The 18,830-nt window shown below is 60.4% G+C and carries 18 protein-coding genes and 2 pseudogenes; 12 read left to right on the top strand and 8 right to left on the bottom strand.

Annotated elements, in window-relative coordinates; translation table 11 throughout:
- From IQK56_RS20280 to IQK56_RS20270, 3 genes and pseudogenes are all read right to left on the bottom strand, one after another.
- On the bottom strand, positions 1-403 hold a 403-nt coding region (locus tag IQK56_RS20280), incomplete at its 3' end, for a copper resistance protein B (protein ID WP_193901801.1).
- Between the two features lie 10 nt (positions 404-413).
- A pseudogene (locus IQK56_RS31815) lies at positions 414-2,128 on the bottom strand (copper resistance system multicopper oxidase).
- 126 nt (positions 2,129-2,254) lie between these two features.
- Positions 2,255-2,644 (bottom strand): transcriptional regulator, encoded by a 390-nt coding sequence (locus IQK56_RS20270; RefSeq protein ID WP_193862556.1) that lies wholly within the window; start codon positions 2,642-2,644, stop codon positions 2,255-2,257.
- Positions 2,645-2,798: 154 nt separating this feature from the next.
- On the opposite strand from IQK56_RS20270, the gene IQK56_RS20265 reads away from it, so the two are divergent.
- Positions 2,799-3,074 (top strand): hypothetical protein, encoded by a 276-nt coding sequence (locus IQK56_RS20265; RefSeq protein WP_122305229.1) that lies wholly within the window; start codon positions 2,799-2,801, stop codon positions 3,072-3,074.
- Positions 3,075-3,123: 49 nt separating this feature from the next.
- Here the strand turns inward: IQK56_RS20265 and IQK56_RS20260 are convergent.
- A pseudogene (locus IQK56_RS20260) lies at positions 3,124-4,469 on the bottom strand (DEAD/DEAH box helicase).
- Positions 4,470-4,662: 193 nt separating this feature from the next.
- On the opposite strand from IQK56_RS20260, the gene IQK56_RS20255 reads away from it, so the two are divergent.
- The 6 genes from IQK56_RS20255 (at position 4,663) to IQK56_RS20230 (ending at position 10,996) form a co-directional block, all read left to right on the top strand.
- On the top strand, positions 4,663-5,949 hold the full coding sequence (locus IQK56_RS20255) for a mechanosensitive ion channel family protein (protein WP_122305228.1): 1,287 nt from the start codon (positions 4,663-4,665) through the stop codon (positions 5,947-5,949).
- A 469-nt stretch (positions 5,950-6,418) separates the two neighbouring features.
- A complete protein-coding gene (locus IQK56_RS20250) occupies positions 6,419-7,567 on the top strand; it encodes an iron-containing redox enzyme family protein (protein ID WP_224794002.1) in 1,149 nt (382 codons plus the stop codon).
- The gene (locus tag IQK56_RS20245) at positions 7,568-7,897 is read left to right on the top strand and encodes a Rieske 2Fe-2S domain-containing protein (RefSeq protein WP_224794001.1); all 330 of its coding nucleotides are present in this window, start codon (positions 7,568-7,570) and stop codon (positions 7,895-7,897) included.
- 5 nt (positions 7,898-7,902) lie between these two features.
- A complete protein-coding gene (locus IQK56_RS20240; RefSeq protein WP_150675880.1) occupies positions 7,903-9,084 on the top strand; it encodes an MFS transporter in 1,182 nt (393 codons plus the stop codon).
- 12 nt (positions 9,085-9,096) lie between these two features.
- Positions 9,097-10,314 carry an ATP-grasp domain-containing protein gene (locus tag IQK56_RS20235; RefSeq protein WP_122305226.1) on the top strand — a complete coding sequence of 406 codons (1,218 nt, stop codon included), beginning with the start codon at positions 9,097-9,099 and terminating at the stop codon, positions 10,312-10,314.
- Between the two features lie 4 nt (positions 10,315-10,318).
- On the top strand, positions 10,319-10,996 hold the full coding sequence (locus IQK56_RS20230; RefSeq protein ID WP_122305225.1) for a phenylalanine--tRNA ligase beta subunit-related protein: 678 nt from the start codon (positions 10,319-10,321) through the stop codon (positions 10,994-10,996).
- Here IQK56_RS20230 and IQK56_RS20225 read toward each other — a convergent pair.
- From IQK56_RS20225 to IQK56_RS20210, 4 genes are all read right to left on the bottom strand, one after another.
- Positions 10,993-11,409, bottom strand: coding sequence for a winged helix-turn-helix transcriptional regulator (locus tag IQK56_RS20225; protein ID WP_122305224.1), 417 nt, complete (start codon positions 11,407-11,409; stop codon positions 10,993-10,995). The two genes, IQK56_RS20230 and IQK56_RS20225, sit on opposite strands and share 4 nt — an antisense overlap.
- A 68-nt stretch (positions 11,410-11,477) precedes the next feature.
- Positions 11,478-12,353: a carboxylate/amino acid/amine transporter gene (locus IQK56_RS20220; RefSeq protein WP_193862554.1), complete on the bottom strand. Its 876-nt coding sequence runs from the start codon at positions 12,351-12,353 to the stop codon at positions 11,478-11,480.
- 211 nt (positions 12,354-12,564) lie between these two features.
- Positions 12,565-13,167: an FMN-dependent NADH-azoreductase gene (locus IQK56_RS20215; RefSeq protein ID WP_193862552.1), complete on the bottom strand. Its 603-nt coding sequence runs from the start codon at positions 13,165-13,167 to the stop codon at positions 12,565-12,567.
- 151 nt (positions 13,168-13,318) lie between these two features.
- Entirely contained in the window at positions 13,319-13,633 is a 315-nt protein-coding gene (locus IQK56_RS20210) for a 3-phosphoglycerate kinase (protein ID WP_193862550.1), read from the bottom strand.
- Between the two features lie 49 nt (positions 13,634-13,682).
- Here IQK56_RS20210 and IQK56_RS20205 point away from each other — a divergent pair, with 49 nt between their 5' ends.
- The 5 genes from IQK56_RS20205 to aqpZ all read left to right on the top strand — a co-directional run bounded on the left by IQK56_RS20205 (position 13,683) and on the right by aqpZ (position 18,778).
- On the top strand, positions 13,683-14,606 hold the full coding sequence (locus tag IQK56_RS20205; protein WP_028617427.1) for a LysR family transcriptional regulator: 924 nt from the start codon (positions 13,683-13,685) through the stop codon (positions 14,604-14,606).
- Positions 14,607-14,620: 14 nt separating this feature from the next.
- On the top strand, positions 14,621-15,424 hold the full coding sequence (locus IQK56_RS20200) for an alpha/beta fold hydrolase (RefSeq protein ID WP_193862548.1): 804 nt from the start codon (positions 14,621-14,623) through the stop codon (positions 15,422-15,424).
- A gap of 3 nt (positions 15,425-15,427) precedes the next feature.
- Positions 15,428-15,991: a peptidylprolyl isomerase gene (locus IQK56_RS20195; protein WP_193862546.1), complete on the top strand. Its 564-nt coding sequence runs from the start codon at positions 15,428-15,430 to the stop codon at positions 15,989-15,991.
- Between the two features lie 82 nt (positions 15,992-16,073).
- Entirely contained in the window at positions 16,074-17,906 is a 1,833-nt protein-coding gene (locus tag IQK56_RS20190) for an ABC transporter ATP-binding protein (RefSeq protein WP_193862545.1), read from the top strand.
- A gap of 170 nt (positions 17,907-18,076) precedes the next feature.
- On the top strand, positions 18,077-18,778 hold the full coding sequence (aqpZ, locus tag IQK56_RS20185) for an aquaporin Z (protein WP_193862543.1): 702 nt from the start codon (positions 18,077-18,079) through the stop codon (positions 18,776-18,778).
- Positions 18,779-18,830: the final 52 nt, after the last annotated feature.

Here is an 18,830-nt window from a genome sequence, read left to right as displayed (position 1 = left end):
CCACCAGATCCCACCACGGGCTGATCGCATGCCCCCACAGGGCCTGGGCCTCGGCACTGTCGGTACGCCCGGCGCTGCGCTCGCCTTCACTGCGCAGCCACAGGCGGTCGACGTCACCGCCGATCCAGCCCTTGGCGTCCCAATTCAACGCACCACTGCCTTCACCGCCTTGCCATTCCAACTGGTTGAGCAGCAGCATCGAATGCACGGCGCTGTCATGCACCCGATGCCCGCCCGGCTCATGGTACACCGCCGCTCGGTCCGCATCGGTCAGCACCGGGATCGGTGTGCGGCTTTCAGTCAACGCGGGCACCGCCGGGCTCATCCCTTGGAACTCTTCCTCGGCAGTCGCCAGCGGACTGAACACCAGCGCCATGCAAACCGCTAAAACACGCTGACTCATACTCGCCTCCTCATTCATGCACGCGCACTTCACGGAACATGCCCATTTCCATGTGGTACAGCAGGTGGCAGTGATAGGCCCACCGGCCCAAGGCGTCGGCGGTCACGCGGTAGCTGCGGCGTGAGCCCGGCGGCATGTCGATGGTGTGCTTGCGCACCTGGAACTGGCCGTTCTCGTCCTCCAGGTCGCTCCACAGTCCGTGCAGGTGGATGGGATGGCTCATCATGGTGTCGTTGACCAGCACCAGCCGCACGCGCTCGCCATAGGTGAGCTGCAAGGGCTCGGCATCGGAAAACTTCACCCCATTGAATGACCAGGCGAATTTTTCCATGTGCCCGGTAAGGTGCAGCTCGATGGTCCGCGCAGGATCGCGGCCGTCAGGGTCCTCGAACGTACTGCGCAGATCGGCGTAAGTCAGCACCCGCCGGCCGTTGTTGCGCAGGCCAATGCCAGGGTCGTCGAGCTTGGGCACCGGGTTCATGGCTTGCATGTCCACCAGCGGGTTGTTCGCTTCGCTGGCCGGGTGGGCCTGCATCGGCATTGCGCCCATGGCGCTGTGGTCCATGCCTTCCATGCCGGGCATATCCGCCATGGCGCCGTGGTCCATCCCGCCCATGGCCATGTCTTGCATGCTCAGCCAGACACGCGGGTCAAGCGCCGGCACCGGGGCCATGGCGCCTGCCTGACGGGCCAGGGTGCCTCGGGCAAAGCCGGTGCGGTCCATCGACTGGGCAAACAGTGTGTATGCCTCAGCGGTGGGTTCCACCAGCACGTCAAAGGTTTCGGCGACAGCAATGCGCAATTCGTCGACGTCGACCGGCTGCACCGGCTGGCCGTCGGCGGCGATGACGGTCATTTTCAGGCCCGGAATGCGCACATCGAAATATGTCATCGCCGAGCCGTTGATGAAGCGCAGACGGACCGTCTCCCCGGCCTGAAACAGCCCGGTCCAGTTCAGGCCCGGCGGCTGGCCGTTGAGCAGGTAGGTGTAGGTTTCACCGCTGACGTCGGCAAGATCGGTGGGGTTCATCTTCATCTGCGCCCACATCCGGCGTCGGCGACGGTGGCCGACCAGCCCTGCTTGCCCACGTCGCGCACAAAATCACTCACGGTGGGTTTGTGCAGGTTGTAGTAGTCGGACTGCTTCTTGAGCGTCTTCATCAGGGCGACGGGGTCTTCGTCGGTCCAATCCGACAGCATCACCACGTAGTCGCGCTGGTAGGTGTAAGGCTCGGGTTCCCTGGGGTCGATCACCAAGGGGCCGTACACGCCCTGTTGTTCCTGGAGTCCGGAATGGCTGTGGTACCAGTACGTGCCGTGCTGCTTGACCTTGAACTGATAGACAAACACGCCGCCCGGCTCGATGCCCTTGAAGCTCAGGCCCGGCACGCCGTCCATGGTCGACGGCAGGAGAATGCCGTGCCAGTGGATCGAGGTCGGCTCGGCCAGGCGGTTTTTCACGCGCAGGGTCACCGTGTCGCCCTCGCGCCAACGCAACAGCGGACCCGGCAGGCTGCCGTTGATGGTCAACGCGGTGCGTGCCTGCCCGGTGAGGTTGACCGGCGTCTGGTCGATAGACAGATCGAAGTCCGTGCCGGCCAGCACCGTGGGTTGGCCGGGGCTGCTCAGCGCCCAGACCGGAGGACGCCAAAGCCCGAGCCCGCCCAGCAGGCCGCCGGCGGCCAGGCCTTTGACGAAGGTACGTCGAGAAGTGAGAGGGTGCATGCCAATTCAAGCCCGTCAGTTGAATGGCAGCAGATTAGGCGGCGCCGGCTGTCAGCAACCTTAGCGGCAGATTACCGATCCGACAGTTTCGCGCCAGCGCCCTGGGGCGCCGGGGCGTGACAAGAGTCAGGCGATCTGTGCTTTGGACGCCACTTCAGCAAAGGTCTGTGGGTCCAGCGCATCGGCCTGCTCATCCAGTACCTGGCGCGGATGATCGTTGCCGGGAATGGAGCTGTCGATCAGCGCCAGCAGTTGGGCACCCAGCGGCGTCAGAATGAAATTCTCGCCATTACCGCCCTCTTCCTCGGGGCGCGATTCAATAAAGCCGCGCTTGAACAGCAGCGCTTCATAATCTGCTGCCGTCTTTTTCAACGCATCCAGATTGCCAGTGTCCTGGCCCGCCGTGGCCTTCTCGGCTGCTTCCTGCTCGGCGTATTTACGCGGGGCGAAGCTGCCATCGCCGTTCTGCACTTCGTGCAGCAAACGCTCGATCAAATCCCAGTTGTAAGTCGTCATCCTGATTCCTCCTGCGGGCATGGAAAAGTGTCCCGTCAAAAGGTGTGACCCGTACCGTCATGCGCCGTTCAGCCCATCGGACGGGCGTCATTTCTCTGAACTTTCCAGACGTTCGCCCCCTCAACCGTACATCATTGCCAAGGAGGTCCGAACCATGAATACCCTGAGAACTCTGGCCATCGCCGCCGCCCTGCTTACCGCCCTGCCCGCCTGGGCCTGTACGCCCGACGAGGCCACGGCCAAACGTGAGCAGTTAGCCACGGAAGTGGCCAAGCTCACCGAGCAGAACCCCAGCAAAGCCAAAGAGATGAACGACGAGCTGCAGAAGATGGACCTGGACACCGAGAGCGCCGAATTCCCTGACAAGTGCCAGTTGATCGACGCCCGTCTTAAAGAGCTGAGAGAAGCAGCCGCAAAAGCGAAAAATTGAAGGCATAAAAAAACCGGACGACGTCCGGTTTTTTCACATCAGCCCCGGCTTATTCGGCAGCCGGTGCTTCTGGCTTGCGGCGCTTGAGCGGAGCCATGCCGTCTTTGCTGACGAGCGACAGGTTGTCGGTCTTCGGACGGTTGGCGATCTTGCGCTTGGTCGGCGACTTGGCGCCGGTTTTCTTCTTGTCGCCCTTGGCGTCGGTCTTTTTCTTCTTCACGCCAACGGCCTTGCCGGACGCCTTGACCTTCTTCGGCCCGGTGTAGGTGCCTTTGACTTCCTTGATGGTGCGGCGCTCGAACGACTGCTTGAGGTAGCGTTCGATGCTCGACATCAGGTTCCAGTCGCCATGGCAGATCAGCGAGATGGCCAGGCCATCGTTGCCGGCACGCCCGGTACGGCCGATACGGTGCACGTACTCGTCGCCGCTGCGTGGCATGTCGAAGTTGATCACCATGTCCAGGCCATCGACGTCCAAGCCGCGGGCAGCCACATCGGTAGCGACCAGGATTTTCACGCCGCCGGCCTTGAGGCGGTCGATGGCCAGCTTGCGGTCCTTCTGGTCTTTCTCACCGTGCAGGACGAACGCTTTGTAGTCCTGGGCCACCAAGCGACCGTAGATGCGGTCGCCGCAGCACGGGTGTTGGTGAACACGATGGCCTTCTGGTAGGTCTCGTTGGCCAGCAGCCAGTTCAGGATCTGCTCTTTGTGCACATTGTGATCAGCCATGACGATCTGCTGGCGCGTAGTCGCGTTCAGGTCGCTGACGTTGTTGACCTGCAGGTGCTCCGGGTTGTTCAGCACCTTGGCGACCATCTCACGAAGGGTCGAACCCCCGGTGGTGGCGGAGAACAGCATGGTCTGCTGACGGTTGACGCATTCGGCAACCAGACGCTGCACATCGTCGGCAAAGCCCATGTCGAGCATGCGGTCGGCTTCGTCGAGCACCAGCACTTCGACTTCCTTGAGGTCGAGGTTGCCGGCGTTGAGTTGCTCGATCATGCGGCCCGGGGTGCCAATGAGGATGTCCGGCACCTTGCGCAGCATGGCGGCCTGGACCTTGAAGTCTTCACCCCCCGTGATGATGCCGGACTTGATGAAGGTGAACTGCGAGAAACGCTCCACTTCCTTCAAGGTCTGCTGCGCCAGCTCGCGGGTAGGCAGCAGGATCAGGGTCTTGATGCTCACACGGACTTTGGCCGGGCCGATCAGACGATTCAGAACCGGCAGGACGAAAGCGGCGGTCTTGCCGCTACCGGTTTGAGCCGTCACCCGCAGGTCACGCCCTTCGAGCGCGAGCGGGATGGCCGCTGCTTGCACAGGCGTAGGCTCGACAAATTTAAGCTCGGCCACGGCTTTGAGCAGGCGTTCGTGCAGGGCGAATTGGGAAAACACGGGTGCTACCTCGAAGAATTACAAAATATCAGCTGCATAGGGTAACGGTTTCGGGCGCCCAAACCGAGTTTCTTTACGCGAACGGCGCTAATCAGCTGCTTTTTTGTTAGGGCTTTTGTCCGTGACGTCAACTTTGTCGCACTTAGATGCTCTAATCGCCCCGTCTTGTCTTACAGAGGAATCGGTTTCACCCATGGATATCAAACAGCTTTGGCTCAACGTCCAAGACCTCTGGGGCGCCCTCGACGAACACCCGTTGCTGCATGCCAGCCTCGGTTTCCTGGTGTTACTGGTGGTGGCCCTGCTGCTGGGACGGGTAGCGCGATACCTCATCCTGCACGCCGTCAAATTGCTCGGCCGCCAGCCGGCGCTGCACTGGCTCAATGACCTGCGGCACAACAAAGTCTTCCATCGCCTGGCGCAGATGACGCCGTCCCTGGTGATCCAGTTCGGCCTGTACCTGGTGCCGGCCCTGAGCAAAACCGCGATCCTGTTTATCGGCAACGTGGCACTGGCCATCTCCATTCTGTTCCTGGTCCTGGCCATGAGCGCCCTGCTCAACGCCCTGCTGGACATCTACGCCCGCACCGAACATGCGCGCACCCGCTCGATCAAGGGTTACGTGCAGTTGGCGAAGATGGTGCTGTTCGTGTTCGGCGCGATCATCATCGTCGCGACCTTGATCGACCGTTCGCCGCTGTTGCTGCTGTCGGGCCTGGGCGCGATGTCGGCGGTCATCCTGTTGGTGTACAAGGACACGCTGCTGTCGTTCGTCGCCAGTGTGCAACTCACCAGCAACGACATGTTGCGGGTTGGTGACTGGATCGAAATGCCCCAGGTCGGCGCCGACGGCGACGTGGTGGATATCACCCTGCACACGGTCAAGGTGCAGAACTTCGACAAGACCATCGTCTCGATTCCTACCTGGCGCCTGATGTCCGAGTCGTTCAAGAACTGGCGCGGCATGCAGGCTTCCGGTGGGCGTCGGATCAAGCGCAGCCTGTTCATCGATGCCAGCGGCGTGCGCTTCCTGCGCGATGACGAAGAGGTGCGCATGACCCAGGTGCACCTGCTCACCGACTACATCGGGCGCAAGCAGGCCGAACTCAAGGCCTGGAATGAAGCCCAGGGCCACAGCGCGCAACTGCTGGCCAACCGCCGCCGCATGACCAACCTCGGCACCTTCCGCGCCTATGCCCTGGCCTACTTGAAAAGCCATCCGGACATCCAGCCGAACATGACGTGCATGGTGCGCCAGATGCAAACCACGGCGGAAGGCGTGCCGCTGGAGATCTACTGCTTCACCCGCACCACCGCGTGGGCCGATTACGAGCGGATCCAGGGGGATATCTTCGATTACCTGCTGGCGGTGTTGCCGGAGTTTGGACTGAGCCTTTACCAGCAGCCTAGTGGCACCGATCTACGGGCAGGATTACTGGCACTGGCACCCAACACCCAGAGCTCGCCAACCTTGCAGTAGTGGAAACGATGCCGGCGAGGGGCAAGCAAGCGCCTCGCCGGTGCAGTGTCGCGATAAGTGCTGGCAACTATGTGTAGCCGCTGCGGCGGAATAATCAACTGACGCGAACCATAAAGAAAATTCTTCCTACACCTTTAGTGATTTTCCCTACTTACGCGCAGTATTTCTAATCTGTTTTAAAAAAAACCAACGCCTTAGCATCTGGCCATCAAACAACGCCAGATAAAGGCCACCGCTCATGTTATGGACAACTCAGCTTTCTGATAATGCAGCAGACTTTGTATTAAGTTCGAATGCCGAAGCGCTGACCCACTATTGTGGGGCTACAGCCTTTGCTCAACCTCGCAGCTTTTATACTCAAAGTCCCTATCAGCGACCGTCCAGGCCTCAGGACGTTACTGACGCAATCATCACCACCAGCCTGACCAGCGACCAACTTTCAAACAGCCAGCACCTCTTGGCGCAACGCTTGTTATTGAATATCTATGAGCAAGACCTGGTCTTCCTGCCCAAGCCGCCACTGGAACTCGATTTCAAGGCATTCAAACAGTTCTATGATCCGCAGCACGCCGCCAGTGGCAAGAAGATCCGCCCATTACTGGAACACTACTTGTACAACTGGCTCAAGGAAGAAGTGCACATCAACGGCCCATGGTGCCTGGACTCGTTTATCGCCCACACCGATAAAGTCCTGGATGACGTGGCCCAGGCCGAGTCAAAACTGCATGAGGTGCTGACCACCAGCCGCCACCCTCAGCGTGCCGCCCGGTTTTTCATGACCCAATGCGCGGGGGACTTCCTCAGCGAAGCCTCGGCCATGGCGCGCAATGTCTTGGGCAACTGCGGCCTGTACACCAGCGAGTTGTTCAAGATCCTGATCGACGAGTATGGCTACGGCGTCGACAAGAAGAAGCACAGCACCATCTTTGAAGACATGCTGCAGGACATGGACATGTCGCATCACGTGCACCATTACTGGCAGTTCTACACGCCGGCGTCGCTGTCACTCACCAACTATTTCCACTATGTATCGGCCAACCATGGCGAGCTGTTTCGCTATATCGGCGCCATGTACTACACCGAAGCCACGCTGGCGCTGACGACCAAGCACCAGTCACGCGCCATCAAGACCATCTTCGACGGCCAGGTCTCCACGGCCTATTTCGATGAGCACGCTCACATCGATGTGCACCACGGCAGAATGGCCCTCCAGCGCCTGATCATTCCCATGATCAAGCAGTTCGGCACCAAGATCATCCCCGACCTCATCCGCGGTTTTGAAGAGTTCAAGCTCCTACAGGACCTCGCCGACGAAGAAATGTATGCCCATATCAAATGGCATGACGAGATGGATGAACACCGCGCCAAGGCCGCGGCCCTGCAGGGTCTCAAGCCAGTGGACCTGACAATCACTGAAGCGCAACACGAGCTTTCGGTGCTGCACACACACCCCAATGACGAGCTGTTCTGGGTCGAGTCCGGCGAGCTGGAGTTTGTCGCCAGCCCCGAACTGACCCTGCGCCTGATCGCCGGCGAAGGCGTGGTGATTCCCAAGGGAATGCTCCATGGCACGCGCATCGTCAGCCCGTCCTGCACGTACACCGTCACCGCCATCTGAATGGGCCGCCCAATGAAAGCCATCAGCCTGAATATCACCCACGCCCATTACGTGGCCGTGGAGGACAGAACCTACTTTCTGAAGCGTCATGCGTATTCGACGCAGTTGCTGCCCACGGCGTGCCCCCATCGTGGCGGGCCGCTGCACATGGGCGAAATGACGGGCGACGGCCAAAGCGTGATCTGCCCCTGGCACGACAACGCCTACAAAGTCTGCAACCTGGAAAAGAAGGCGCTGCCCACCGTGCGCGTCAGAAACCAGATCAGCACCGTAGTCGGCGACACCGAACGGTGCGTGCCGCTCCTTAAACTCTCCCGTTACGACGGATGAAGCCCATGAAGACTAAATCGACACTGACCGCGTTCTATTCAATCGTGACCCTCTTCACCGGCCTCGACATGGCGATTGTGATCGCAATGGTCTGGTTCGGCCTGGAGACCACCGGCTCGACATTCCTGGTGGGCGCCACCTTGTGCGTGGCGACTGTAGTGCCCTACTTATGCGAACAGTACATCGGCAAGTTCTTCACGATCGAGCTGAGCCTGAAACGGCTGCTGTACATTCGCCTGGCTGCTTTTGCCGCCGTACTGGGGCTGTCGTTCACCCAAGCCGCCATGCTGCCGATCGGCTTTCTGGCGATCGCGTTTGTGGTGGGCGTCACCGACTACTTCACCATCAGTACCCTGGAATCGAAAAACACCAAGCTGGTGCTGGCCGGCCTCACCGACAGCGATACCTGCGCACGGTTGATGCAAACCTCCATCCAGATCGGCGCCTTCGGCGGCGCGCTCCTGGGCGGCTTGATCGTGGATGTGTTCTCGGTCAACCAGACGCTGCAGATCATCAGCCTGGCGGCAATTGTGTCATTGGCCGGTGTCTACCTGGTGGCCGACAGCCCCAGCGCCGGAGCCGCCGACCAGACCGCAGCCTCCACCAGCGCCGCGCCGCTGGACTTACCGCGCAACCTCTACATCCTGATCATTGTGCTGAGCATGATCGGTTTCCATATCGGCGCGTTCAACAGCCTGGTGCCCATCGTTTTCCAAAAGCTCAATGAATGGAACGCCACCCTGTTTGGCGTCGCCAGTGGCCTGGCGGGCCTGGGTGCCTTCAGTGCCGCCGTGTTGCCACGCATCAAGCTCAACAGCTACGGGGCCATCGCGCTGGTGATACTGGCGGACGTGGCAATCGTCTACTTCCAGCACCTCTACGTGATGATGGCCGCTGCGTTCCTGCTGGGCTTCTGCATCAACAGCCTGCGGATCCAGCTGCGTAAAACCCTGATCGAATCAGCGCCCAACGCCCGGGTGGCCGACGTGATCGCCGCAAAAAGCTCGCTCTACTACCTGCTGGTCAGTGGCTCGGCGCCAATGATCCTGACGTTCTTTACCACCTCGGGGTTCCTCGGACTCGAAGGCGCACGCCTGTTGATGATCGTTTCCGCCGGCCTGCTGGCCACCGCCGTGCTGGCGTGGAACCTGACCCCTGCCGCCTCGCCTGCCGCCACCACGGAATAAGGACTGCACGACGTGAAAACCGTACTGATTGTTGACCCATTCTCCACGGGCAAACTCTATGCACCCTTGCTCAACGCGCAGGGCGTACGCTGCATCGCCGTGATCTCCACACGCGACTTGCCTGAACACTTCACCAACGACTTGGTCGCCGAGAATTTCCATGAGGTGTATCACTGGGAAGAAAGCCTGCTGATCACCCTGGAAACCTTGTCACTGAGCGCGGTGATCGCCGGTTGCGAAACCGCGATCTACCTCACGGACTACCTGACGGAGCTGCTCGACATTCCCGGCAACAGCCGCATGACCAGCGACCTGCGCCGTAACAAATTCTCCATGCAACAGGCGTTGAAAAAGCACGAGTTGGCGCACATCGACTCGTACCTGTTGAGCTCGCCGAGTCGCATTGGCGACGTGGTGGACAAGCTGGAAGCATCGGCCACCTATGTGGTCAAGCCGTTGAATTCGGCCGCCACTGAAGGCGTGGTGTTTGCCCAGGGCAAAGGCGAAGCGGAGACCGCCTTGAGAAACGCGGCCTGGCAGCAAAAGAACGACCTGGGCGAGGTCAACCTCGGCTTTATCGTGCAGTCGTTTATCGCGGGGCCGGAGTACGTGGTGGACATGGTCGCCTTTAACGGCACCTACATCATTGCCAGCGTCTGCAAGTACACCAAGATCCAGAAGAACGGCAGCATGTTTGTCTACGAAAGCCTGGACACCCTTGATCCCCAAGCTATTGAGCTCAAGCCGCTGACCGATTATGCCCGCCAGGCAGCGGCGGCCCTCGGCGTGCGGGTCGGGCCGATTCACATGGAAATCATCTGGTCTGACGCTGGCCCGGTGATGATTGAGGCTGGCGGCCGCTTGCACGGCGGCATCGCGCCCCTGCTGTTCCAACAGGTGTATCTGCCGGACCTGCTGTCGCTGTCGATCGACAGCTACCTCGGCCAGCCGCGCCCCGAGGCCGATGCCGTGAGTGAGATCAGCCATGGCCGGATCGGTTTCTTTTGCTCCGACGAACGCCGCACTTTTGCCCCGCCCTCAACCCAGGCCCTCCAGAGTGCCCAGGCGGACGAGGCCTATTGCGGCCACCGGTACTTCATCGCAGCCGGCCATACCACGCCGGTCACGATTGACTTCGCCACCTGTCCGGGACTGTTCTGGCTGCAGAGCCCTTCGGCGCTGCAACTGGACGCCAGTACTGCGAACCTCCGAAAACAACTGTGGGGCTAAGGTTATGCAAAGTCGCTTGATCATCAAGAAATCGGCCTGTGAGCTGGGTATCAATAATGCGTGCGCCGCCGTTATCGAAGACATCACCGTCTCGGACGACCAGTGTTTCGTCGGGGTGTTGCAAAGTAACCTGAACCACGTGGCATCTCGCCTCAATGAGCTGGACTCGAACATCGTGTATGAAGGGTTTGCCAAGCAGCTTAAAAAGCTCGGCTACGAAAACACCGTCAGCGCCAACGAAAAACTGCTGCGGCGTTTCATCGCCAAGGGCGTGTACCCCATCAACAACATCGTCGACGCCTATAACGCCGTTTCGATCCGCCATGGGGTCAGCATTGGTGTGCACACCTATCATCAGAAGGACGACATCTACGTGATGCGCTCGGAAAAACCGAGGGTGCTACGCCCGCTGTTCGCCAAGAAGGCCATCACGATTCCCGTGGGCGATATCGTCTATACCTGTGGGGATGTGCCGTTGGCGAGCATCGGCAAGGTGGACGCCGATGCCCATGATTTCCGCCTGACGAAGGACTCGTCGAGGTTATTGGTAGTGATCCTGGGGCATGACGACACGTCGCTTCAATTCAACCAGGGCGTCATCGAAGAACTGGTGGACACCCTTCGTCAGAAAATGCCGAACCTGAGCCACCACTTTCTTGAAACCGTTCGCGATCAGGCCTAGCGCCAGGCCTTCAGCACGGGGTTGACCACGACTTCCTTCACATGCTCGATGTTCAGCAGGTTTTCCTTGAAGACCATCAATTCTTCAAAGTTCCTGTAGCGGACGTCGAGCATCATGTCCACGTCGCCAAACAGTGAGTAGGCGTGCACCACTTGGCTGAACTGCTGGATCTTCGGAAACACCAGATGGCAATTGCTGCCATTGAGGGTCAGCATCAAAAACGCCGATTGCAGCGTCTCGTCGTCCTCGGCGACGTTGATGGTGAAGCCCAGGATGATGCCCTTCTCAATCAACTTCTGGACACGCGACTCCACCGCCGTTCGCGACTTGTGAACTTGCCGCGCCAATTGCGCCAGGCTGACCCGGGAGTCATCCTTCAAGGCTGCAATGATCAGTTCATCAATCTTGTCCACTCTGCCGCCCCCACACCGTTCTTTTCTATAACAGACTTTCATAGCCGCTCACGCATGCCTTGGGGCCATCACATCGCAGACTTTACGCCAGGCACGGGTTTTATGCCCAATCGACTGATCCACACCGCCCCCAGAATTACCAACCCGCCCAACGCCAGACGACCCAGCGGCTCGTGCTGGTTCCAGATCAGCAGGTTCAGCAACAACCCTACCGGCACGTGCAGGTTGTTCATTACCGCCAGCGTGCCGCCATGCACCAGGCACGCGCCCTTGTTCCACCAGTACATGCCCAGCGCCGTGCTGACCAGCCCGAGGAACACCAGCACACCCCATTGCAGCGGCGCCTGTGGCAGGAAGTCGGCCTTGGCGAACAGCAGGAATGCCGGCAACACCACCAGCAGTGCGCCGAGGTAGAAGTAACCGAAGCGCCGGTAGTGCGGCAGGTCACTTGGATAACGCGCCACCAGATGCTTGTACATTACCTGCCCGGCGGCATAGGTGAAGTTGGCCAGTTGCAGCAGCAAAAAGCCCATCAGGAAGTGCGGGGTGATCTGGTCGAAACGGATCACCGCAGCGCCTCCCACTGCCACCAGGGCGGCAACCAGTGCCCAAGGATTGAAGCGCCGGTTCAGCGCGTCTTCGATCAAGGTCACATGCAACGGCGTGAGGATGGTGAACAGCAACACCTCCGGCACCGTCAGCACGCGAAAGCTCAGGTACAGGCACACGTAGGTCACGCCAAACTGCAAGGCGCCGATCACCAGCATGCCGCGCATGAAGGCCGGTTCTACCGAGCGCCAGCGGGTCAGCGGGATAAATACCAGACCGGCCAGCACGACGCGTACCAGCACCGCGAAGTAACTGTCGACATGACCGGCGAGGTATTCGCCGATCAAACTGAAGGAAAATGCCTGAATCAGGGTGACAACCAGTAGATAGCCCATGTGCGCCTCGCTTCGAATGGGCGCGACATTAAAGGTTTTCAGGGTTTGAAGAAACTCAGGGCAAAAAAAACCCGACCTCGCTAAAGCGTCAGTCGGGCAGGAGCACTTAGGAGCAACAAGTGCAAAGGGAGGTTCGTACGCGTACTTGAAGGGTTTGCGTGGAGCGATATAAACACTGCGCGATTATCTGACGATTAAAGGATCAAGCGGCTCATGCCACGAGCTGCACCAACAGCGCCTTGGCGTGATTGATGCCCTTTTCATGGAAGTCACCGCTCAGGTTCACCCCTTCGGCGTGAATGAAGGTGACGTCATGAATCCCGATAAAAGCCATCACCTGACGCAGATACGGTTCCTGGTGATCGGAGCTGGCGCCGGTGTGGATGCCGCCGCGTGCGGTCAGGACAATGGCACGCTTGCCAGTCAACAGACCCTGGGGCCCGGTGGGGGTGTACTTGAAGGTCACACCTGCGCGCAACACGTGATCCAGCCAGGCCTTGAGGGTGCTGGGGATGGCGAAGTTGTACATGGGCGCAGCCATCACCAGCACGTCGGCGGCCAGCAGTTCGTCGGTCAGTTCGTTGGAGCGATCGAGGGATACCTGCTCGCTGTCGTTGCGCTGATCCGCAGGCTTCATCCAGCCGCCCAGGAGGTTGGCGTCCAAGTGCGGCACCGGGTTGAGGGCCACGTCACGCACGGTGATCCGGTCCGCCGGGCGGGCGGCTTGCCATTGGCTGATGAACTGCTGGGTCAGTTGGCGGGAGATAGAGTCCTGCTGGCGAGCACTGCTTTCGATGATCAGAACATTGGACATGGCTTCGTAGGCTCCATCTGTAATTGCTGTAAGTCGATGGAGAAAAGATTAACCAGGGCTCATTCGATTAAAAAGCGCAAAAAACTGCTATAACCCATCTAGAAATTTGTTGATAAGCGGAGTATTCCTGTGGACATGCTCCGCTGCCGCTTTATTTAGGCGCGCAGGCCAATGCGATACGCATCTTGATAATGGCGCGGTTGAACTTGACCGTGGTGTTGGTGCTTTTGCCCGCATGCACGGTGACCGTGCGCCGACGTGGCGACTCCGGGCCGTTGGTGAAGATTACCGAACACACCGCATCCGTAGTGCCGTAGTTATTGAGCTGAATCGAACTGATGTCCTTGTCGACGTCAGTCGCCGTGTAATCAATGCTGACACCGTCGATTTTCTTGGTGACGTCGGTGGGGTAGGCAAACGCGCTCATCGGCAGCAGCGCCAGCAACACACAACAGAATTTTCTCATTCGGCAGTCTCCAATAAGGACTGCCAGCTTAGGACAAGAGGAACCCATCTTGAAAGCGCCCCGCGTTACCCTCGATCAATGGCGCACGCTGCAAGCCGTGGTCGACCATGGCGGCTTCGCCCAGGCGGCCGAAGCGCTGCACCGTTCGCAGTCTTCGGTGAGCTACACCGTGGCCCGCATGCAAGACCAGCTAGGCGTGCCGTTGCTGCGCATCGACGGGCGCAAGGCCGTGCTCACCGATGCCGGTGAAGTGCTGTTGCGCCGCTCGCGGCAACTGGTGAAAAACGCCAGCCAGCTGGAAGACCTCGCCCACCATATGGAACAGGGCTGGGAAGCCGAAGTGCGGCTGGTGGTGGACGCCGCCTACCCCAACGCGCGCCTGGTCCGCGCCCTCACCGCCTTTATGCCGCAGAGCCGTGGCTGCCGAGTGCGCCTGCGCGAAGAGGTGTTGTCCGGCGTCGAGGAACTGCTGATGGAAGGCGTGGCCGACCTGGCGATTTGCGGCTTCAGCATCCCCGGTTACCTCGGCACGGAAATGAGCGACGTGGAATTCGTCGCCGTGGCCCACCCCGAACACACCCTGCACCGCATGAACCGTGAACTGAGCTTCCAGGACCTGGAAAGCCAGATGCAAGTGGTGATCCGCGACTCCGGTCGCCAGCAGCCCCGCGATGTGGGCTGGCTCGGCGCCGAACAGCGCTGGACTGTCGGCAGCCTGGCCACCGCCGCAGCCTTCGTCGGCAGCGGCCTGGGCTTTGCGTGGTTGCCGCGGCACATGATCGAGCGCGAACTCGCCGAAGGCGTGCTCAAGCAGCTACCCTTGGAACAGGGCGGCAGCCGCCACCCGACGTTCTTCCTGTACTCGAACAAGGACAAACCCCTGGGGCCGGCAACGCAGATCCTCGTGGAGTTACTGCGCACGTTTGACACGGCGCCCCTGGACGCGCCTTTCGCCGCCCCCCAACAAGCCTGAAACGGAGTTCACCCATGGCCTGGTTCGACCACGAAGGCTGCAGCCTGCACTACGAAGAGTACGGCCAGGGCACCCCACTGGTGCTGATCCACGGCCTGGGCTCCAGCAGCCAGGATTGGGAATTGCAGATTCCGGTACTGGTCAGGCACTACCGCCTGATCGTGGTGGACGTACGCGGGCATGGTCGCTCCGACAAACCCCGCGAGCGCTACAGCATCCAGGGTTTCACCCATGACCTGGTGGCACTGTTCGAGCACTTGAACCTGCCCCCCGCCCATGTGGTGGGCCTGTCCATGGGCGGCATGATCGCCTTCCAACTGGCGGTGGACGAGCCCGAGCGGGTCAAGAGCCTATGTATCGTCAACAGCGCACCCGAGGTCAAGGTGCGCCGCCCCCATGAATACTGGTGGTGGGCCCAGCGTTGGACCCTCGCCCGCGTGCTCAGCCTGGCCACCATCGGCAAGGGCCTGGGCGACCGACTGTTCCCCAAACCCAATCAGGCCGACCTGCGCCGCAAGATGGCCGAACGCTGGGCAAAAAACGACAAACGTGCTTATCTCGCCAGCTTCGATGCCATTGTGGGCTGGGGCGTGCAGGAACGACTTTCGCGGATTGCCTGTCCAACCCTGGTCATCAGCGCCGACCACGACTACACCCCCGTGGCGCACAAGGAAAACTATGTAAAACTGCTGCCCGATGCGCGACTGGTGGTGATCGAGGATTCCCGCCATGCCACGCCCTTGGATCAACCCGAAGTCTTTAACGCCACCCTGCTCGATTTTCTAAAGACAGTCGAAACCACTACCCAGGATCACTGACCCATGCTGAAAAAAATCGCCTTCTTTGCCGGTTCCGTTCTGTTCGCTGCCAACCTGATGGCGGCCGAACCCGCCAAGGCGCCTCATGTACTGATCTCCACCACCAACGGCGACATTGAAATCGAACTGGACACCTTCAATGCGCCGATCAGTACCAAGAACTTCCTGGCCTATGTCGACAAGGGCTTCTACACCAACACGATTTTCCACCGTGTGATCCCGGGCTTCATGGTCCAGGGCGGCGGGTTCACCCAGCAGATGTCGCAAAAAGACACCGACAAGCCAATCAAGAACGAAGCCAGCAACGGCCTGCGTAACGTACGTGGCACGCTGTCGATGGCCCGCACCTCGAACCCGGACTCGGCCACCAGCCAGTTCTTCATCAACGTGGCTGACAATGCCTTCCTCGATCCAGGTCGCGACGCCGGCTACGCCGTGTTCGCCAAAGTGGTCAAGGGCATGGACGTGGTCGACATCATCGTCAACTCCCAGACCACCACCAAGCAGGGCATGCAGAACGTGCCAATCGATCCTGTCCTGATCAAGTCGGCCAAGCGCATCGACTGAGGTCTGCAGGAAACTCCGCACGCGGCCCACAAGGCGGCGTGCGCATTTGAAAGGAGAGCCCGCCCGGCGGGCGTCAACCCTAATGCTCTATCGTCGTTTTGAACAACTGATCGATATTTTCCGCGACGCGCCCAGCGAAGCCCCTCCCGATAAAGTCCTGCCCTTCTACCTCTACTACCTGCGCCAGGTGTGGCCGCATTTTGCCGCGCTGCTGGTGGTGGGCCTGATCGGTGCGTTGATCGAAGTCGCGCTGTTCAGCTACCTGAGCCGCATCATCGACCTGGCCCAAGGCACGCCACCCGCCAATTTCTTCCAGGTGCACAGCACCGAGCTGATCTGGATGGCCGTGGTCGCCCTGTTGCTGCGCCCGATCTTCGGCGCCCTGCACGACCTGCTGGTGCACCAGACCATCAGCCCCGGCATGACCAGCCTGATCCGCTGGCAGAACCACAGCTACGTGCTCAAGCAGAGCCTGAACTTCTTCCAGAACGACTTCGCCGGGCGCATCGCCCAGCGCATCATGCAAACCGGCAACTCCCTGCGCGACTCCGCCGTGGCGGCGGTGGATGCCATCTGGCACGTGGCGATCTACGCCATCAGCTCGCTGGTGCTGTTCGCCGAAGCCGACTGGCGCCTGATGATCCCGCTGGTAACCTGGATCATCGCCTACAGCCTGGCACTGCGCTACTTCGTACCACGGGTTAAGGAACGCTCGGTGATTTCCTCCGAGGCGCGCTCCAAACTGATGGGCCGCATCGTCGACGGCTATACCAATATCACCACCTTGAAGCTGTTCGCCCATACCCAGTCCGAACAGGAGTACGCCAAGGAAGCGATCATCGAGCAGACCGAAAAGACCCAGTTGGCCAGCCGCGTGGTGACCAGCATGGACATCGTGATCACCACCATGAACGGCCTGCTGATTGTCACTACCACGGGCCTGGCCCTGTGGCTGTGGACCCAGTCGCTGATTTCCGTGGGCGCGATTGCCCTGGCCACCGGTCTGGTGATCCGCATCGTCAACATGTCCGGCTGGATCATGTGGGTGGTCAACGGGATTTTCGAAAACATCGGCATGGTGCAGGACGGTCTCAAGACCATCGCGCAGCCATTGGCGGTGATCGACCGCGCCAACGCCCCACGCCTGACCGTGCCCCGTGGCGAAGTACGCTTTGAACAGGTGGACTTTCACTACGGCAAGCAGAGCGGGATCATTGGCGGCCTGAACCTTGAGATCAAGGCCGGTGAAAAGATCGGCCTGATCGGCCCATCCGGTGCGGGCAAGTCGACCCTGGTCAACCTGCTGCTGCGTCTGTACGACCTGCAAGGCGGGCGTATCCTGATCGACGGCCAGAACATCGCCGAAGTGGCTCAGGAATCCCTGCGCGCACAGATCGGCATGATCACCCAGGACACCTCGCTGCTGCACCGCTCCATCCGCGACAACCTGCTCTACGGCAAGCCCGACGCCACCGACGAAGAACTCTGGGCCGCCGTGCACAAGGCCCGCGCCGATGAGTTCATCCCGCTGCTGTCGGACGCCGAAGGCCGTACCGGGCTGGATGCCCACGTGGGCGAACGCGGGGTGAAACTCTCCGGTGGTCAGCGTCAACGCATCGCCATCGCCCGCGTGCTGCTCAAGGATGCGCCGATCCTGATCATGGACGAGGCGACTTCGGCCCTCGACTCGGAAGTGGAAGCCGCCATCCAGGAAAGCCTGGAAACCCTGATGAAAGGCAAGACGGTGATCGCGATCGCCCACCGGTTGTCGACGATTGCGCGCATGGACCGCCTGGTGGTGCTGGAGAAAGGCCAGATTGCCGAAAGCGGCAGCCATGCCCAGTTGCTGGCCCACAAAGGATTGTATGCGCGGCTATGGCAACACCAGACCGGCGGGTTCGTCGGCATCGATTGAGGTAAAAATCTTTAAAATGTGGGAGGGGGCTTGCTCCCACATTTGTGGCCTGGAATTGTGTAAAAACCCTGCTGTACTCAGTGCAGTGCCCAGACGGGCGCTGAAGTAAATCTGCAGGGAGCATCACTGATTTACGGATTCGGTAGAGCGATCTATCAAGGACGTGCGGCATGTCTTTGTTCAAGCGTTCAGTCACAGAGGGGCTGGGTACGTTTTGGCTGGTGTTGGGCGGTTGCGGGAGTGCGGTATTGGCCGCCGCGTTTCCTGCTGTCGGGATCGGGTTGCTGGGCGTGTCCCTGGCGTTCGGGCTCACAGTGCTGACCATGGCGTTTGCCATCGGGCATATCAGCGGTTGCCACCTCAACCCGGCAGTATCGGTGGGGCTGGTGGTCGGTGGGAGGTTTCCCGCCAGGGAGTTGCCGGCGTACATCGTGGCTCAGGTCATCGGTGGCGTCGTCGCGGCCGCCTTGTTGTACTTCATCGCCAGCGGCAAGCCGGGCTTTGAACTGGCCGGCGGGTTGGCCTCCAACGGCTATGGCGAGCATTCGCCGGGCGGTTATTCGATGGCGGCGGGGTTGGTCTGCGAACTGGTGATGACGGCCATGTTCGTGCTGATCATCCTCGGCGCCACCGACCACCGCGCCCCGAAGGGCCTTGCACCCATCGCCATCGGCCTGGCGCTCACCCTGATCCACCTGATCTCCATCCCCGTGACCAACACCTCGGTCAACCCGGCCCGCAGTACCGGCCCGGCGCTGATCGCGGGCGGGTGGGCGATCCAGCAGCTGTGGATGTTCTGGCTCGCGCCGATCCTGGGTGCGGTGGTGGGCGGTGTTGTCTATCGATGGGTGGGCCAGGAGGACCCGCCCTGAAACGCTCCGAGCGGTAGCAGCTGTCGAGCGAAGCGAGGCTGCGTGGCGGACG

The sequence above is a fragment of the Pseudomonas cyclaminis genome (assembly GCF_015163715.1).
GTDB lineage: Bacteria > Pseudomonadota > Gammaproteobacteria > Pseudomonadales > Pseudomonadaceae > Aquipseudomonas > Aquipseudomonas cyclaminis.
This window is presented reverse-complemented; position numbering and strand designations above follow the sequence as displayed.

Bases quoted from the DNA above. Each gene is read 5' to 3' on its own strand.
- aqpZ (WP_193862543.1), top strand. From the start codon at position 18,077: ATGTCTTTGTTCAAGCGTTCAGTCACAGAGGGGCTGGGTACGTTTTGG.
- IQK56_RS20255 (WP_122305228.1), top strand. From the start codon at position 4,663: ATGGATATCAAACAGCTTTGGCTCAACGTCCAAGACCTCTGGGGCGCC.
- IQK56_RS20200 (WP_193862548.1), top strand. From the start codon at position 14,621: ATGGCCTGGTTCGACCACGAAGGCTGCAGCCTGCACTACGAAGAGTAC.
- IQK56_RS20210 (WP_193862550.1), bottom strand. From the start codon at position 13,633: ATGAGAAAATTCTGTTGTGTGTTGCTGGCGCTGCTGCCGATGAGCGCG.
- IQK56_RS20215 (WP_193862552.1), bottom strand. From the start codon at position 13,167: ATGTCCAATGTTCTGATCATCGAAAGCAGTGCTCGCCAGCAGGACTCT.
- IQK56_RS20220 (WP_193862554.1), bottom strand. From the start codon at position 12,353: ATGGGCTATCTACTGGTTGTCACCCTGATTCAGGCATTTTCCTTCAGT.
- IQK56_RS20240 (WP_150675880.1), top strand. From the start codon at position 7,903: ATGAAGACTAAATCGACACTGACCGCGTTCTATTCAATCGTGACCCTC.
- IQK56_RS20195 (WP_193862546.1), top strand. From the start codon at position 15,428: ATGCTGAAAAAAATCGCCTTCTTTGCCGGTTCCGTTCTGTTCGCTGCC.
- IQK56_RS20270 (WP_193862556.1), bottom strand. From the start codon at position 2,644: ATGACGACTTACAACTGGGATTTGATCGAGCGTTTGCTGCACGAAGTG.
- IQK56_RS20230 (WP_122305225.1), top strand. From the start codon at position 10,319: ATGCAAAGTCGCTTGATCATCAAGAAATCGGCCTGTGAGCTGGGTATC.
- IQK56_RS20245 (WP_224794001.1), top strand. From the start codon at position 7,568: ATGGGCCGCCCAATGAAAGCCATCAGCCTGAATATCACCCACGCCCAT.
- IQK56_RS20190 (WP_193862545.1), top strand. From the start codon at position 16,074: ATGCTCTATCGTCGTTTTGAACAACTGATCGATATTTTCCGCGACGCG.
- IQK56_RS20265 (WP_122305229.1), top strand. From the start codon at position 2,799: ATGAATACCCTGAGAACTCTGGCCATCGCCGCCGCCCTGCTTACCGCC.